Here is a 15,643-nt window from a genome sequence, read left to right as displayed (position 1 = left end):
CCGGTCGGCGAACGATCAGGAGGCGACCGGCGCGGAGGCGCCGATCTCGTGCACGAAGCTGACCAGGCGGGTGAGCACGTTCGGATCGGTCAGCGGCGGGACGCCGTGGCCGAGGTTGAGCACGTGGGCCGGGGCGGTGCGGCCCCGCTCGAGCACGTCGAGCACGTGCGCTTCGAGCACCGGCCACGGCGCCGCGAGCAAGGCAGGGTCGATGTTGCCCTGCACGGGGACCATGCCGCCGAGCCGGCGGTTGGCCTCGTCCAGCGGCACCCGGTAGTCGACTCCGACCACGTCGGCGCCCACCCCGTGCATCTCCTTGAGGAGCTCGCCCGTGCCGACGCCGAAGTGCACGACAGGCACGTTGCGGCGCGTGGCCGTCGTCTCGCCGGTCTGGTCGGCATCCGTCGGGGCGCCGTTCTCGGTGTAGGTCAGGTCGCGCACGTGGGCGATCGCGGCGGCGGATGCCGGGGCGACATAACGGGTGTAGTCGTCCAGCGAGAGGGCGCCGGCCCAGGAGTCGAACAGCTGGGCCGCGCTCGCCCCGGCCAGCACCTGCGCGCGCAGGAAACGGCCGGTGATCTCGGCGGTCCAGGCCATGAGGGCGGCCCAGGCCTCCGGGTCGGCGTGCATCAGGGTACGGGCGTGGATGTGATCCTTGGACGGCCCGCCCTCGACCAGGTAGGCGGCCAGGGTGAACGGAGCGCCGGCGAAGCCGATCAACGGGGTGGAGCCGAGCTCGGCGATCGTGCGGGCGACCGCCTGGCGGATCGGGGCGAGGCTCGTGTCGAGCACGGACGGGTCGAGGGCGGTGAGTTCGGCGACGTCTTTCGCGGTGCGCACGGCCTTGCCCAGGACCGGGCCCATGCCGGCGACGATCTCGACGTCCACGCCGACGAGCTTGAGCGGGATCACGATGTCGCTGAACAGGATGCCCGCGTCGACGTTGTGGCGGCGCACGGGCTGCAGGGTGATCTCGCTGGCCATCTCGGGGTCGAGGCAGGCGTCGAGCATCCGGGTGCCCACCCGCAGCGAGCGGTACTCGGGCAGGGAACGCCCGGCCTGGCGCATGAACCAGACGGGGGTCACCTCCGGACGAGTGCCCTGATAGGCCCGGATAAGACGGGCGTCGGCGGTGAGTCCGGTTGCGAGGGGATGCTGCGCTTCGAGGTTCATTTGTCCCAATTCTGTCAAACTTCGAAGGCCCGGACGATTCGACCCCCAGAATCGCAAAGTAGACTCCAACGGTGTTGATCTGCCTGTCCGCCAGCCATAAGAACTCCAGCTTCGACGTGCTGGAGAAATTGTCTGTCGGTGCGAATGATGCCGCGGCGAACATTCTGGAGCGCCACCCCGCGCTCGTCGGTGCCATTGTCGTGGCAACCTGCAACCGCTTCGAGGCCTACCTCGACCTGGATGAGCCGGCCGGCGCAGATCCCCAGGCGGCCGTGCACGCCGCGCTCGATGGGGTCAGTTCTGCCACCGGCGTCGCTGCGGAAGTGCTGGGGGCCACGCTCGATCTCGTGCACGGCAACACCGTCGCCGAGCATCTGTTCGCCGTGACCAGCGGCCTCGAATCCGTGATCGTCGGCGAGGGCGAGATCGCCGGCCAGGTGCGGCGCTCGCTCGAGCAGGCCAGGCTGGTGGGTACCACCAGCCCCGAATTGGAACGGCTCTTCCAGCGCGCGTCGCAGACCTCCCGCGGGATCAAGAATCGCACCGGGATCGGCGCCGCCGGCCGGTCCCTCGTGCGGCTGGCACTCGAACTGGCCGAAAGCCGCATCGCCGACTGGGCCGAGACCCGCGTGCTCCTGGTCGGGACCGGCCGCTACGCCGGGGCCTCCCTGGCGGCGCTGCGCGACCTCGGCGCCGAGAACGTGCTGGTCTACTCCCCGTCCGGGCGCGCCGACAAATTCGCGGCCTCGCACCAGATAACCGCCGTCGCCGAATCGGAGTTCGCCGCCGCGGCCGCCGGCGTCGACCTCATCCTCACCTGCACGACCGTCGATCACCACGTGATCACGGCGGCCCTGCTCCGCGCCGGGCAGGCCCAGGTTCTGCAGGCCCAGGCGGATGCCGCGTCCCCGGCCGCAACCGCCGGCTGCCCCGTCGACGAGGCACCGACCGAGCCCCGGCGACTGATCATCGACCTCGGATTGCCGCGAAACGTTGACCCCGATGTGACGGAGCTGGCCGGGGTGGAGCTTCTCGACCTCGAGACCATCCGCATCCACGCCCCGCTCGAAGAGCTCAACGCCACGAGCGACGCCCGCCTCCTCGTCGGCCGGGCCGCGCGCAAGTTCTCGGCCGTCGCCGAGGAACAGAGTCTCGCCCCGGCCGTCGTCGCCCTGCGCAGCCACATTTTCGGCCTGCTCGACGCGGAAATCGAGCGGGCCCGCCGCCGCAGTGACTCGAGCGAGCAGACCGAGGTGGCGCTGCGGCACCTGGCCAGCGTGCTCCTGCACACCCCGATGGTGCGCTCCAGGGAGCTCGCCCGCGCCGGGGAGCAGGCCGCCTTCCTGACCGGGCTCGACGCGATGTTCGGCATCCAGGTCGACCTCCCCGCCGTCGCCGCCGCGACGGACGACGTCGAGATCACCCCGAACGCCTCCTGAACCTCAGACCTGACATGGCAAACCGCGTGACGTGGCAAGAATCGTGACCGGGGCGGGCACCTCCGCAACCGTCCCTTTCGACGCCCACCCGATCCACACCGAGCGCCTGCTGCTGCGCCCACTGACGGAGGACGACGCCGACGACGTCGCCGCCTACCAGGCCAGGCCCGACGTGGTGCGGTATCTGCCCTGGCCGGAGCGGAACGCCGCCGAGTCGCGGGAGCACACGCGGAAGCGAGCCGCATTCACCCACCTGGCCGACGACGGTGACGGTCTCATCCTCGCGGCCGAACTCGTCGGCGCCGATGGCGCACCCGGACCGGTGATCGGGGACCTCAGCGTGTTCCTCAAGGACCGCGAGAACGCGCAAATCGCGCTCGGCTGGGTTTTCCACCCCGACTGGCATGGCCAGGGCTTCGCGACAGAGGCCGCGACTGCCGTGCTCGACCTCGCCTTCGGGGAGCTCGGCGCACACCGGGTGTTCGCCGAACTCGATCCCCGGAACGAAGCATCGGTCGCCCTCTGCCTCCGGCTCGGGATGCGCCTCGAGGCCCACTTCGTCGAGAGCGAGTTCTTCAAGGGCGAGTGGTCCGACCTGCAGGTGTTCGCCATCCTCGCCCGCGACTGGACCACTCGTTCATAACCCCGAACGGCGCTCAATCGCGGAAAAAGCACCTTCACGGGCAAGGTGAAGGTGCTCTTTCCGTGATTCAACCGCGCCGACGGTCGCGAGGTACGGGAACTACGCGCCGCGGAGGCGCTCGGCGAGGTAGGCGTCGAGCTTGTCCAGCGGCACCCGCTCCTGGGCCATGGTGTCGCGGTCGCGCACGGTGACCGCCTGGTCCTCGAGCGAGTCGAAGTCGACCGTGACGCAGTACGGCGTGCCGATCTCGTCCTGGCGACGGTAGCGGCGGCCGATCGCGCCGGCGTCGTCGAAGTCCACGTTCCACGACTCGCGCAGCCGGGCGGCGAGCGCCTTGGCCATCGGCGAGAGCGCCTCGTTGCGGGACAATGGGAGCACGGCGACCTTGATCGGCGCCAGGCGCCGGTCGAGCTTCAGCACGGTGCGCTTGTCGACGCCACCCTTCGCGTTGGGCACCTCTTCCTCGTGGTACGCGTCAACCAGGAAGGCCATCAGCGAACGGGTCAGGCCGGCGGCCGGCTCGATCACGTACGGAACCCAGCGTTCGTTCCTGGTCTGGTCGAAGTAGGAGAGGTCCTTGCCGGATGCCGCCGCGTGCGTCTTCAGGTCGAAGTCGGTGCGGTTCGCGACGCCCTCGAGCTCGCCGAATTCGCTGCCGGTGAAGCCGAAGCGGTACTCGATGTCCACGGTGCGCTTGGAGTAGTGCGAGAGCTTCTCCGCTGGGTGCTCGAACAAACGCAGGTTGTCCACGTCGATGCCGAGACCGGTGTACCACGCCATCCGCTGGTCGATCCAGTACTGGTGCCAGTCCTCATCCGTGCCGGGCTCGACGAAGAATTCCATCTCCATCTGCTCGAACTCGCGGGTGCGGAAGATGAAGTTGCCGGGGGTGATCTCGTTGCGGAAGCTCTTGCCGATCTGGCCGATGCCGAACGGCGGCTTCATCCTGGCGGCCTGGAGCACATTGGCGAAGTTCACGAAGATGCCCTGCGCGGTCTCCGGGCGCAGGTAGTGCATGCCGGCCTCGTCGTCGACCGGGCCGAGGTAGGTCTTGAGCAGGCCGGAGAAGGCGCGCGGTTCGGTCCAGATGTGCCGGTTTCCGCAGTTCGGGCAGGGGATGCCGTCGATGCCGCCCTCGGGCGGGCGGCCCTTCTTCTCCTCGAATTCCTCCTCGAGGTGGTCGGCCCTGAACCGCTTGTGGCAGCTCGTGCACTCGACCAGCGGGTCGCTGAAGACCTCGACGTGGCCGGATGCCTCCCAGACCTTGCGGGGCAGGATCACCGAGGAGTCCAGGCCCACCACGTCGTCACGGCTGGTGACCATGAAGCGCCACCACTGTTTCTTGATGTTCTCCTTGAGCTCCACCCCGAGGGGTCCGTAGTCCCACGCGGAGCGGGATCCGCCGTAGATTTCACCGGCCTGGAAGACGAACCCGCGGTGGCGGGCGAGGGCGATGACGGAATCGAGGCGGGTGGGGGCGGCCACGGTGGCTCCAATGGTCGAAGGTGGGAAAGTGTGTCGCACGCGGTCGGTAGCCCGGCGGCGCTCAGCCTATTTTAGGCGTTCGTCCCCACTCCGGCGTCCAGCTGTTAGCCTTGCTAAGGATTCCCGCAGCCGGTGCGGAACCTCAAAGGAGAGACCATGGGCGCCACGCCCCGCACGCCGAACGATTCGATGGGGGAGGCGGGGGTGCTGGATCGGGATCCGGCCCTGCTGCCAGTTGCCCTCGACCAAACCACGCACGACGCGGAGGAGGCCCACTGGACCCCCGCGAAGGTCGCCATCTGGGGCGGCATCTCGCTGCTCGGCGGACTCAGCTGGGTGATGCTGGCCGTGGTTCGCGGGGAGACGGTCAACGCGATCTGGTTCGTCTTCGCCGCCGTCTGCACCTATCTCATCGGCTACCGCTTCTACTCGAACTACATCCAGAAGCACCTGCTCAAGCCCGATGACCGCCGCGCGACCCCCGCGGAGTACAAGGCCGACGGCAAGGATTACGCCGCCACCGACCGCCGCGTGCTCTTCGGCCACCACTTCGCCGCGATCGCCGGCGCCGGACCGCTCGTCGGCCCGGTCCTGGCCGCCCAGATGGGCTATCTGCCGGGCACGATCTGGATCATCGTCGGTGTCGTCCTCGCCGGCGCCGTGCAGGACTACCTCGTGTTGTTCTTCTCGATGCGCCGCGGTGGCCGCTCCCTCGGCCAGATGGCCAGGGACGAGCTCGGCAAGGTCGGCGGCACGGCCGCCCTCGTCGCGACGATGGCGATCATGGTCATCATCGTGGCCATCCTCGCGCTCGTCGTCGTCAACGCCCTCGCCGCCAGCCCCTGGGGCGTCTTCTCGGTCTCGATGACCATCCCGATCGCGCTCTTCATGGGCTGCTACCTGCGCTTCTTCCGCCCCGGCAAGGTCAGCGAGATCTCGATCATCGGCTTCGTGCTGCTGTTGGCCGCCATTATCGGCGGCGGGATGATCTCCAGCACCGAGTGGGGCGCGGCGTTCTTCCACGTCGACCCGGTTCCGCTCGCGATCGGCATCATCGTCTACGGCTTCGTGGCCGCCATCCTGCCGGTCTGGCTGCTGCTGGCCCCGCGGGACTACCTTTCCACCTTCATGAAGATCGGCACGATCGGGATGCTCGCGATCGCGATCATCGTCGTGCGCCCGGAGATCTCGGTGCCGGCCTTCAGCGAGTTCACCGCCAACGGCGGCCCCGTCGTGAGCGGTTCGCTCTTCCCGTTCCTCTTCGTCACGATCGCCTGCGGCGCCCTCTCCGGCTTCCACGCCCTGATCGCGTCCGGCACCACCCCGAAGCTGATCGAGAAGGAACGCCAGACCCGGTTCATCGGCTACGGCGGCATGCTGATGGAATCCTTCGTCGCGATCATGGCCCTGGTGGCCGCCCTGTCGATCGACCGCGGCATCTACTTCGCGATGAACTCCTCGCCCGCGCTCACCGGCGGCACCGTGGAGGGAGCAGTCGCCTTCGTGAACAGCCTCGGCCTGACCGGCGTCAACCTGACCCCCGACATGCTCACCCAGACGGCGAAGGATGTCGGCGAGGCCACCATCGTCTCCCGCACCGGTGGCGCCCCCACCCTCTCGGTGGGCCTGGCCCACATCATGCAGCAGGTTGCCGGCGGCAGCGGGATGATGGCGTTCTGGTACCACTTCGCGATCATGTTCGAGGCGCTCTTCATCCTGACCGCCGTCGACGCGGGCACCCGGGTGGCGCGGTTCATGCTGCAGGACAGCCTCGGCAACGTCTTCCCGAAGTTCAAGAACACCTCCTGGCGTGCCGGGGCGTGGCTCACCACCGGGATCATGGTCCTGGCCTGGGGTGCGGTGCTCATGATGGGCGTCACCGACCCGCTCGGCGGCATCAACACCCTGTTCCCGCTCTTCGGCATCGCCAACCAGCTCCTCGCCGCGATCGCCCTGGCCGTGTGCATGGCCATCGTCGCCAAGCGGGGCATGTTCAAGTACCTGTGGATCGTGGCCATGCCGCTGGCATTCGCCGCCGTCGTGACCATCTCGGCGTCGTTCCTCAAGATCTTCTCCACCATCCCGGCGGTGGGCTACTTCGCCCAGAACCGGGCCTTCTCCGAGGCACTGGCGGCGGGAGAGACCAGCTTCGGCACGGCCAAGTCCGTGGCCGCGATGGAGGCCGTCGTGCGCAACACGATGGTGCAGGGAGTCCTGTCGATCCTCTTCGTCGTGCTGGCGATCATCGTGATGGTCTCCGCGATCCAGGCCACCTGGCACTCCTGGAAGAGCCGCGACTTCGGCACCAGCGAAGACCCTGCCGTTCCGTCGCAGATGTTCGCGCCCTCCGGGTTCCTGCCCACCGCAGCCGAAAAGGAGCTCGGCGCCAGCTGGGACGCCCAGGCCCGGCTCGAGAAGTCGGCAAGGTCGGCAAAGTCGAACCGTTCATGAACACCGTCGGGCTCCTGAAGAAGGGGGCGCGGGATCTGGCCTGGTTCATCAAGGGCGTGATGGGGGAAGACGCCTACGACAAGTACCGGGCCCATCACGAGTCCAGGCACGCCTGCGACGCGGGCGAGACTCCCCCGGTGATGACCGAGCGCGAGTTCTGGCGCGACCAGACCGACCGCCAGGACACCAACCCGCAGGGTCGGTGCTGCTGACCCGCCGACGCTGAACGGATGCCTCCCCGCCAACCCGGGGAGGCATCCGTGTTTCCGGCTTCAGCCGGTCAGTGCACGTATTCGAGCAGGTCCAGGCCGACCGCCCGCATCCCGTCGAGCACGGCGAGCCTGGCCGAGAGCGCCGTATCGGCGAACGACATCGACACCGCGTAGGTCACGCCGGCGCGCGGACCGCGCAGGATCCCGACCTCGCTGCGCACCCCGGCGTCCGTGCCGGTCTTGTTCACCAGCAGCATGCCGTGGTCGCCCTCGCGGTGGGCGAGCGGATCGAAGCCGAATGCGCTGGCCACCATGGACAGATCGCTGCCCAGGGACAGCCAGCCGATCACCCGCTCGCTGACCGCGGCGTCAACGATCTCGCCGCGTGCCAGCGCCGTGAACAACCAGGTGAGGTCCTTGGCGCTTCCGACCGAGAGCTGAGGCGCGTGGTCGGGTCCGCGTTCATCGCGCACCAGATCGAGCAGCGCCGTGCGAGAGAGGCCGAGCTGTTCGGTGCGGGCGCGCACGGCCTCGAGACCGACCGCACGGATGAGCACATTCGCGGCCAGGTTATCGCCGGTGGCGGCGACCAACGCGGCGAGGTCGGCCACGGGCAGCGACGGAGCCTGGAGGTGCTGCCAGACGCCCGATCCGCCGACCGAGTCGAGGTGGGTGCGGTCCAGGCTCGTGTACGCGCCGAAGTCGGGCTCGCGCAACCGTGCCGCGACCTCGATCAGGACCAGAACCGTGCCGATCCCGGCGGTCGGCATCACGACGTGGTCGTCGACGGAGAACAGCACCCGGCCGGTGACCAGGTCGGTGGCGCGCGCCGAGACCTGTACCCCGTTGACGGCGAGGTCGCCGAGGGCCTGGAATCCACGGCCGAAGTTCGCGCCGGGTTTCGCGCCGCCGTGTTTTCCGAGCTGCGCGGCGGCATGCCGCGACCGTCGTTCTGAGCCCTGGGCTGGCTTCACCACCGGATGCGGGTCCTTCCGTGCGCCGGACCTGCTGGCCCGGCAACACCATAACTCAACGAGGTTGGAGGGTTCTCACCAGATGGTGACGCGCTTGTCCGGGGCGAGCCAGAGCGCGTCACCCTCGACGACATCGAACGCGGCGTAGAAGTCGTCGATGTTGCTGACGATCTGGTTGCAGCGGAATTCGTTGGGCGAGTGCGGGTCGATCGCGAGCAGGCGAATGGCCTCCGCGTCACGCATCTTGAGCTGCCAGGCCTGGGCCCAGGAGAGGAAGAAACGCTGGGCCCCGGTAAGCCCGTCGATCACGGGCGGCTCGGCGCCGGCCAGGGAGATCAGGTAACCCTTCCACGCGATCGAGAGGCCGCCGAGGTCGCCGATGTTCTCGCCGATGGTCAGAGCGCCGTTGACGAAGTGGTCGGGAACCTGCCGGGGAGCCAGGGCGTTGAACTGCTCGATCAGCGAGCTGGTGCGTTCCTCGAAGGCGGCACGGTCTTCCTCGGTCCACCAATCGGTGAGCAGCCCGTCGCCGTCGTACTTGGAGCCCTGGTCGTCGAAGCCGTGCCCGATCTCATGGCCGATCACCGCGCCGATCGCGCCGTAGTTGGCCGCGGCATCCCGGTCGGCGTCGAAGAACGGCACCTGCAGGATGGCGGCGGGGAAGACGATCTCGTTGAATCCGGGGTTGTAGTAGGCGTTGATGGTCTGCGGGGTCATGAACCACTCGTCGCGGTCGAGGGGGTTGCCGATCTTGCCGAGCTCGCGCTGGAATTCGAACTCGTTGGTGGCGCGCACGTTGGCGATGAGGTCACCCGGGTCGATGGCGAGGGTGGAGTAGTCGCGCCACTTCACCGGATAGCCGATCTTCGGGGTGAACTTCTCGAGCTTGTCAAGTGCGCGGGCCCTCGTCTCCTCGGTCATCCAGTCGAGGTCGGCGATGCTGCGGCGGTAGGCCTCGACCAGGTTGGCAACGAGCACGTCCATGCTGGCCTTGGCGCTGGGCTTGAAGTGACGCTCGACGTAGATGCGGCCGACGGCCTCGCCCAGGGCGCCCTCCACGAGGGAGACGCCGCGCTTCCACCGGTCGCGCAGCTGGGGCGTGCCGGTGAGGGTGCGGCCGTAGAAATCGAAGCTGGCGTCGACGAAGTCGCCAGAGAGGTAGGCGGCGCTCGAACGGATGATCTGCCAGCGCAGCCAGTCCTGCCAGGCCGGGAGTCGCTCCTCGGTCAGCATCTCGGCGAGTCCGGTGATGAAGCTGGGCTGGCGCACGACGACGTCATCGAAGGCCGTGGCCGGAGCGTCGAGCCCCTCGAGCCAGAGCTGCAGGTCGGCCCCCGCTGCGAGCGCGGTGACCTGGCCCCAGGTCTTGAGGTTGTAGGTTTTCTCGCTGTCGCGGGACCGGACCTTGTCCCAGTGATGGGTCGCCAGTTCGGTCTCGAGCTCGAAGACGCGGGCGGCCCTGGCCGCGGCGTCCGTGATCCCGGCGAGGCCGAACATCCGCTCGATGAAGGCCTGGTACGCCTCGCGGATCGCGCCGGAGGTGTCGTCGCGGTAGTAGGACTCGTCGGGCAGGCCGAGCCCGGACTGCTCGACGAAGACAAGGTAGCGCTCCGGGTTTCCCGGGTCGTTGTCGACGTAGAGCTGGAAGGCTCCCGCGACGCCGGCGCGTTCGAGGCGTCCGAGGGTGCCCAGGAGCACGGGAATGGAGGAAATGCCGTCGACCGTGGCGAGGTCGTCGGCGAGCGGCGTTGCGCCGAGCGCCTCGACCTTCTGCTCGTCGAGGAAGCTGGCGTACAGGTCGCCGAACTTGCGCTCTTCCGAGCCGGGCTCGGCTGTCTGGGCCTCGAGGATGATCTCCCGCACGGCCTTCTCCGATTCCTCGGCCAGCAGGTAGAAGGAACCCCAGCGGGCCTTGTCCGCCGGGATCTCGGCGCGGCCGATCCACTTGCCGTTCACGTGGCGGAACAGGTCATCCTGTGGACGCACTCCCGGGTCGAGTTCGTCGCGGTCGATTCCGGATGCGGTCCCCTGAGCAGTCATGCTCCCAGCCTATTCGCTGCGCAGCCCGGATCGACCTCGCCACCGCGGCGTTGGGCACCCTCCCAGCGTCCCAGCGTCCCAGCGTCCCGGCGTCCCGGTCGCGCCCCCGGTGATCGAGCCGCGCGAGTCGATCCCCGGTGGTCGAGCTCGTCGAGACCCTCCGAGCCCTCGCGGCGCGCCTCCGGGAAGCGGGCGCACCGTAGACCGCGCGCCCCGAGCGCCAACGCGGGCCGCGAGCGCACCCTCGTGCTCGAGACCCCCGGTGGTCGAGCACCCCGGTGGTCGAGCCTGTCGAGACCCCCGGTGGTCGAGCACCCCGGTGGTCGAGCCTGTCGAGACCCCCGGTGGTCGAGCACCCCGGTGGTCGAGCCTGTCGAGACCCCCGGTGGTCGAGCCTGTCGAGACCCCCGGTGGTCGAGCCTGTCGAGACCCCCTCCACATTCCGCTCCTGATCAGCTTATCCACACCTGTCAAACCGGCCCGATTCGGGGCCGGGAATGTCGGTGGCTGCCCGTAATCTGACTCGCATGACAGCAGCTTTCATCGCCCGGCAGGAGGCGCTCGGCAGCCGTTTCGACGCGATCGCCGCGGCCGAGCGGGAGATCGCGTCGGCCTGTGCGCGGCGGGCGGCTCTCGTGGACGAGGCCCGCCGGTTCAGCGAGGCCACGGCCGCGAGCCGGGCCGTGCCGGGCGGCCGGTGGCCCGCGGAGACGGTCGCGCAGCGTGAGTTCGTCAGCGAACTGGCGCTCACCCTGCGTCTCCCGCAACGCACCGCGGAGAACCTGATCGAAGACAGCCGCGCCCTGGCCGAGGAACTCCCGGCAACCCGGGCCGCACTCCAGACCGGGGAGATCAGCTACCGGCACGCGCAGGTGCTGATCGGGCAGGCGTGGAGGGTCCCCTCGGCCGCCAAGGCCGCGTTCGAGGCCGCACTGCTGCGCTCGGCGGGGCACCTGACCGCGTCCAAGCTCAAGTACAAGGCCCGGGTGCTCCGGGAACGGTTGCATCCCGAGACGATCCAGGCCCGGCACACGATATCCGTCCTCGACCGCAGGGTGATGATGGAGGCCGAAGCCGACGGGATGGCCTCGCTCTGGCTCTACGACACCGCCGAACGCGTGCACGCCGCATACCTGCGCATCACCACCACGGCGCTGAGCCTGCACACCCCGGACGAACCCCGCACCCTCAGCCAACTGCGAACGGACGTGCTCACCGACCTGCTCCTAGACGGGGTCACCCCCACCGGCATCGGCGCCGGGATCCGCGCCACCGTCAACGTGACCGTTCCGGTACTCACCCTGATGGACCAGTCCGAAGAACCCGGCCACCTCGAAGGATACGGGCCGATCGACCCCGACACCGCCAGGCGCCTCGCCGGCGGTGCAGCCGGCTTCACCCGGCTCCTCACCCACCCCGAGACCGGCGTCGTACTCTCCGTCGGCCGCGACCACTACCCAGTGCCCACACACCTCAAACGGTGGCTCCGACTCCGCGACGAAACCTGCCGATTCCCCGGCTGCACGAAACCCGCAGCCCACTCCGACCTCGACCACTCCCTCGACTGGCAATTCAACGGACTCACCGCCCACGACAACCTCGCCCACCTCTGCCCCGGCTGCCACGCTCTCAAAAGCGAAACCGGCTGGACCGTCAGACACCTCGACAACGGACTCCTCCAATGGACCTCCCCCACCGGGCGCACCTTCACCACCGAACCCGCCACATTCATCCAGACCACCCCGCCGCCCACGGAAGCCGCACCACCGGACGCGACCGCGCCCCCGGCCTCGGGACCGCCACCGAACGAGCCGCCCGCGCCCGAACCCGCCCCCTTCTGACCCGACCGGTCGCCGCCGGAGCTCCGGAACAGGCCTCGAGCCGGTGGTCGAGCCCGTCGCGAGGCCCCGCCGGCCGTCCCGGTCTCGACCGGCTCGACCACCGGGAGACAGGATCGGACGGCGCGAGGCCGCCCCGACCAGGAGACTCGCCGCGACGGGAACGGCAGGGCGCTACCGCGCCCGCGGGCGCGGGCTGCGGAAACGGGCGCGGGCTGGGCCGGGCCTGATCCCGACAGGAGGACGAGCTCATCTCCGCACGGCCGGACGGATACTCTGGAGCATCTCCTTCCTCCGCCCGCAGCCCATCGACCGCGAGATCCTGCGCCTCGCCATTCCCGCCGTCGGCGCCCTGATCGCCGAGCCTCTGTTCCTGCTCGCTGACTCCGCAATGGTCGGGCACCTCGGAACGGTGCCACTGGCCGGACTCGGCCTCGCCAGTGCGGTCCTCCAGACGATCATCGGCCTGATGGTGTTCCTCGCCTACAGCACGACCCCCGCCGTGGCCCGCTGGCTGGGCGCCGGCAACCGGGGGCGCGCGGTTTCGGTCGGCATCGACGGCCTGTGGCTCGCCCTCGGCCTGGGCGTGCTGCTCGCGGCGGCCGGCTGGTTGGCCGCCCCGGCCCTGGTCGGTGCCTTCGGGGCCGAGCCGGCCGTCACGGATGCCGCCTCAGGCTACCTCGGCCTCTCGATGCTCGGGCTCCCCGCCATGCTGCTCGTCTTCGCGGCCACGGGCCTGCTCCGCGGGCTGCAGGACACCCGCACCCCGCTCTGGGTGGCCGGTTTCGGCTTCTCGGCCAACATCCTGCTGAACCTGTGGTTCATCTACGGGCTCGGGCTCGGTCTCATCGGCTCCGCTCTCGGCACGATCGTCGCCCAGTGGGCCATGGTCGCCGTCTACCTCGTCGTGGTCGGGCGCCACGCCCGGCGCGAGGGGGCGAGGCTGCGCCCGCACCGCGCGGGCGTGCTGCGCGGTGCGACCAGCGGTGGCTGGCTCTTCCTCCGCACGGTCAGCCTCCGCGCGGCAATGCTGCTCGCGGTGTTCACGGCGACGAGCCTCGGCTCGCCCGAACTGGCGGCCTTCCAGATCGCGATGACGCTGTTCGCCACCCTCGCGTTCGCCCTCGACGCGCTGGCCATCGCCGCGCAGGCACTGGTCGGCCGGGGCCTCGGCGCCGGGGACCTGGCCGGCGTGCGGGCCGTGCTGCGGCGCTGCCTGGAGTGGGGCCTGCTCAGCGGCGCGGTGCTCGGACTGCTCGTGATCGCCACCAGCGGCGTGCTCGGCACCCTCTTCACCAATGCAGCCGAGGTACGCACCCTGCTCCCGGCCACGCTGATCGTGCTCGGGTTGTCCGTTCCGCTCGGCGGCGTGGTCTTCGTGCTCGACGGCGTGCTGATCGGAGCCGGCGACGCCCGGTACCTTGCCGTCACGGGTGTCGTGAACCTGGCCGCCTTCGTTCCGCTGGCCGTCGGCGCGCTGCTCTGGGCGCCGGCCGGGGCGGCCGGGCTGGCCTGGCTGATGGCGGCGTTCGCCTTCGGCTACCTCGGCGCCCGCGCGGTGACCCTGGGCCTGCGCGCCCGTGCTTCGACCTGGATGGTCGTCGGAGCGCGCTGAATCAGATCACCCAGTCGAACGACTCCTCGAACGTCTCGCTGCCGTCGTCGTCGTCGAACACATTCGCGACGATGTGGGTGAGGAAAAGTGCGAACCCGATGGCGATCTCGGTGAAGCGGGCGTTGTCGAAGGGGCCGTACCAGGACACCCGGCACTCCCCCTCCGGATCGAGGTCGAGCCGGGTGGTCGAGGCGCCGTCCTCGTCGGCGAGCACGAGGATGCGCGCCGACCGCCAGGGCGGGTTGGCCCCCATGATCCGGCCGAGGTTCAGCCCGTCCGTGGCGTGGGCGGCGAGGGCCTGCGAGAGTTGCACCGCGACATCCGCCGTGCGCTCGTCGGCCGCCGGAAACCGGAGGTAGGCCGTCAGGTCGCTGGACACGAGCTGGATCGCGTCGGGAGCCCAGTCGAGCCGGCGGTACTGCAGCAGCTCGAGGGCGGACCGCAGGAGCGCGGTGAGCACCCGGCCGGCGGTCTCGGCGTCGCCGACGTCGGCGTAGTCCGGGGTTCCGCTCTCCCAGACGGCCCGAACGGCGACCCGGGTGGTGGGAATGCCTGGCATGGACGTCGCTTTCCGGCGGCGAGCGCGGGCGGATGCCCGGCTCGGGACCTCTCCTCCCGGTGGGCCGACTGCCCAGGGGGTACACGTCGATTATGGTCGTGCCCGGCGGTCCGGCGGGCGCGCCCCGGCGACGTTGCGGATCACCGCGCCGCGAATGGCCAGGAAACGGCGAACGGGTCGACAATGGTGATCTGCCGACGTGGTTCCACCGGGCCCCGAGGCAGGCCGGATGCCACCGGGAGAGAAAACCATGACATCACCTGCCGGACCGCTGATTCCCGCGAGCGTGCCACGCCCGCCGCGCGCCACGGCCCCGACCAGCGCTTTCACGCGCTGGATGCTCCAGAACCCGGTGCAGCCGGTGGGGCCGGAGAGCAGCGAAGAGACCACGGCGACCAACTCCTGGTGGAAGGTGATGTGCCTGACCGGTGTGGACTATTTCCCGGCATCGCGGCCCTGGCAGCCGGCGCCCTCTCGCCGCTGGCGACGCTGCTGATCGTGGCCCTGACCCTGCTCGGCATGTTGCCGATGTACCGGCGGGTGGCCAGGGAGAGCCCGCGCGGCCAGGGGTCGGTGGTGATGCTGGAGCGGCTCTTGCCGTTCTGGCGCGGGTAGGTCTTCGTGCTCGTGCTGCTCGGCTTCGTCGCCACGAGCTGGATCATCACGATCACGCTGTCGTCGGCGGATGCGACGGTGCACCTTCTGGAGAACCCGTTCTCGCCGGCCTTCATTCAGGGACATGCCGTGACCGTCACGGTCGTGCTGCTGCTCATCCTCGGCGGGGTCTTCCTCCTCGGCTTCAGCGCGGCCATCTCGGTCGCGATCCCCCTGGTTGCGCTGTTCCTGCTGCTCCCCCGGTGCCGGGGGCGGCCGACCTCCTGTTCCTGGAGATCGACGTCGTCGACCCGTCCGGCTTCACCGAACGCCTGCAGGTGCGCGGCGTCGAAGTCGACGGCTACCGGGTACTGCGAGCGAAGAGCCCGGCAGCCCCGAACGCCATCGCCGCCATCCTGCTGGCGCTCCGGGACGCCGCCGGTGTGCGGCCGCACGCCTACTTCGAGTGGTCGGAGGGCAATCCGGTAACCCACCTCTTCCGCTACCTTCTGCTCGGGCAGGGCGACACCGCGCAGGTGGCGCGGGAGATCCTCCGCACCAGCGAGTCAGACCCGGCCCGACGACCCGGCATCCACGTCGGCGGCGGCTGAGGAATCTTC

At 69.6% G+C, this 15,643-nt stretch carries 12 protein-coding genes and 1 pseudogene; 8 read left to right on the top strand and 5 right to left on the bottom strand.

Annotated features, from left to right (window positions below; genetic code table 11):
- Positions 1-15: 15 nt before the first annotated feature.
- Positions 16-1,173, bottom strand: a complete 1,158-nt coding sequence (gene hemE / locus QMG61_RS06020) for a uroporphyrinogen decarboxylase (protein ID WP_283493431.1) — start codon at positions 1,171-1,173, stop codon at positions 16-18.
- 71 nt (positions 1,174-1,244) lie between these two features.
- Between hemE and QMG61_RS06015 the strand changes: the two genes are divergently transcribed.
- Together QMG61_RS06015 and QMG61_RS06010 are read left to right on the top strand one after the other, a co-directional pair.
- Positions 1,245-2,612, top strand: a complete 1,368-nt coding sequence (locus QMG61_RS06015; RefSeq protein WP_283493430.1) for a glutamyl-tRNA reductase — start codon at positions 1,245-1,247, stop codon at positions 2,610-2,612.
- A gap of 31 nt (positions 2,613-2,643) precedes the next feature.
- Positions 2,644-3,255: a GNAT family N-acetyltransferase gene (locus QMG61_RS06010; RefSeq protein ID WP_283493429.1), complete on the top strand. Its 612-nt coding sequence runs from the start codon at positions 2,644-2,646 to the stop codon at positions 3,253-3,255.
- Between the two features lie 99 nt (positions 3,256-3,354).
- On the opposite strand, the gene QMG61_RS06005 is transcribed toward QMG61_RS06010, so the two are convergent.
- Positions 3,355-4,740, bottom strand: a complete 1,386-nt coding sequence (locus QMG61_RS06005; protein WP_283493428.1) for a glycine--tRNA ligase — start codon at positions 4,738-4,740, stop codon at positions 3,355-3,357.
- A 156-nt stretch (positions 4,741-4,896) separates the two neighbouring features.
- On the opposite strand from QMG61_RS06005, the gene QMG61_RS06000 reads away from it, so the two are divergent.
- Both QMG61_RS06000 and QMG61_RS05995 read left to right on the top strand, forming a co-directional pair.
- Positions 4,897-7,191: a carbon starvation CstA family protein gene (locus QMG61_RS06000; protein ID WP_283493427.1), complete on the top strand. Its 2,295-nt coding sequence runs from the start codon at positions 4,897-4,899 to the stop codon at positions 7,189-7,191.
- Positions 7,188-7,403 carry a YbdD/YjiX family protein gene (locus QMG61_RS05995; protein WP_283493426.1) on the top strand — a complete coding sequence of 72 codons (216 nt, stop codon included), beginning with the start codon at positions 7,188-7,190 and terminating at the stop codon, positions 7,401-7,403. Before QMG61_RS06000 ends, QMG61_RS05995 begins: the two co-directional genes overlap by 4 nt.
- A 68-nt stretch (positions 7,404-7,471) precedes the next feature.
- On the opposite strand, the gene QMG61_RS05990 is transcribed toward QMG61_RS05995, so the two are convergent.
- Positions 7,472-8,380, bottom strand: coding sequence for a serine hydrolase (locus tag QMG61_RS05990; protein WP_283493425.1), 909 nt, complete (start codon positions 8,378-8,380; stop codon positions 7,472-7,474).
- A gap of 72 nt (positions 8,381-8,452) precedes the next feature.
- Positions 8,453-10,417 carry a M13 family metallopeptidase gene (locus QMG61_RS05985; protein WP_283493424.1) on the bottom strand — a complete coding sequence of 655 codons (1,965 nt, stop codon included), beginning with the start codon at positions 10,415-10,417 and terminating at the stop codon, positions 8,453-8,455.
- Between the two features lie 527 nt (positions 10,418-10,944).
- Here QMG61_RS05985 and QMG61_RS05980 point away from each other — a divergent pair.
- Positions 10,945-12,258: an HNH endonuclease signature motif containing protein gene (locus QMG61_RS05980; RefSeq protein WP_283493423.1), complete on the top strand. Its 1,314-nt coding sequence runs from the start codon at positions 10,945-10,947 to the stop codon at positions 12,256-12,258.
- A gap of 280 nt (positions 12,259-12,538) precedes the next feature.
- Positions 12,539-13,870 carry an MATE family efflux transporter gene (locus QMG61_RS05975; RefSeq protein ID WP_283493506.1) on the top strand — a complete coding sequence of 444 codons (1,332 nt, stop codon included), beginning with the start codon at positions 12,539-12,541 and terminating at the stop codon, positions 13,868-13,870.
- A gap of 1 nt (position 13,871) precedes the next feature.
- Here QMG61_RS05975 and QMG61_RS05970 read toward each other — a convergent pair whose 3' ends face one another.
- Positions 13,872-14,429 (bottom strand): hypothetical protein, encoded by a 558-nt coding sequence (locus QMG61_RS05970; protein WP_283493422.1) that lies wholly within the window; start codon positions 14,427-14,429, stop codon positions 13,872-13,874.
- Between the two features lie 250 nt (positions 14,430-14,679).
- Between QMG61_RS05970 and QMG61_RS05965 the strand changes: the two are divergent.
- Both QMG61_RS05965 and QMG61_RS05960 read left to right on the top strand, forming a co-directional pair.
- Positions 14,680-15,281, top strand: a pseudogene (locus tag QMG61_RS05965) (amino acid transporter); the annotation flags it as partial.
- Positions 15,282-15,286: 5 nt separating this feature from the next.
- Complete coding sequence (locus QMG61_RS05960; protein ID WP_283493510.1) at positions 15,287-15,634, top strand: hypothetical protein; 348 nt, start codon at positions 15,287-15,289, stop codon at positions 15,632-15,634.
- Positions 15,635-15,643: the final 9 nt, after the last annotated feature.

Origin of the sequence: Cryobacterium sp. PH31-AA6, assembly GCF_030063195.1 — a bacterium.
Classification (GTDB): domain Bacteria; phylum Actinomycetota; class Actinomycetes; order Actinomycetales; family Microbacteriaceae; genus Cryobacterium.
Note: the sequence above shows the minus strand (reverse complement) of the source record. Positions and strands in the feature narration are given on the sequence as shown.

What these genes read in the sequence shown, in the direction of transcription:
- QMG61_RS06000 (WP_283493427.1), top strand. Translation starts at nt 4,897, where the DNA reads ATGGGCGCCACGCCCCGCACGCCGAACGATTCGATGGGGGAGGCGGGG.
- QMG61_RS05980 (WP_283493423.1), top strand. Translation starts at nt 10,945, where the DNA reads ATGACAGCAGCTTTCATCGCCCGGCAGGAGGCGCTCGGCAGCCGTTTC.
- QMG61_RS05985 (WP_283493424.1), bottom strand. Translation starts at nt 10,417, where the DNA reads ATGACTGCTCAGGGGACCGCATCCGGAATCGACCGCGACGAACTCGAC.
- QMG61_RS05995 (WP_283493426.1), top strand. Translation starts at nt 7,188, where the DNA reads ATGAACACCGTCGGGCTCCTGAAGAAGGGGGCGCGGGATCTGGCCTGG.
- QMG61_RS05970 (WP_283493422.1), bottom strand. Translation starts at nt 14,429, where the DNA reads ATGCCAGGCATTCCCACCACCCGGGTCGCCGTTCGGGCCGTCTGGGAG.
- hemE (WP_283493431.1), bottom strand. Translation starts at nt 1,173, where the DNA reads ATGAACCTCGAAGCGCAGCATCCCCTCGCAACCGGACTCACCGCCGAC.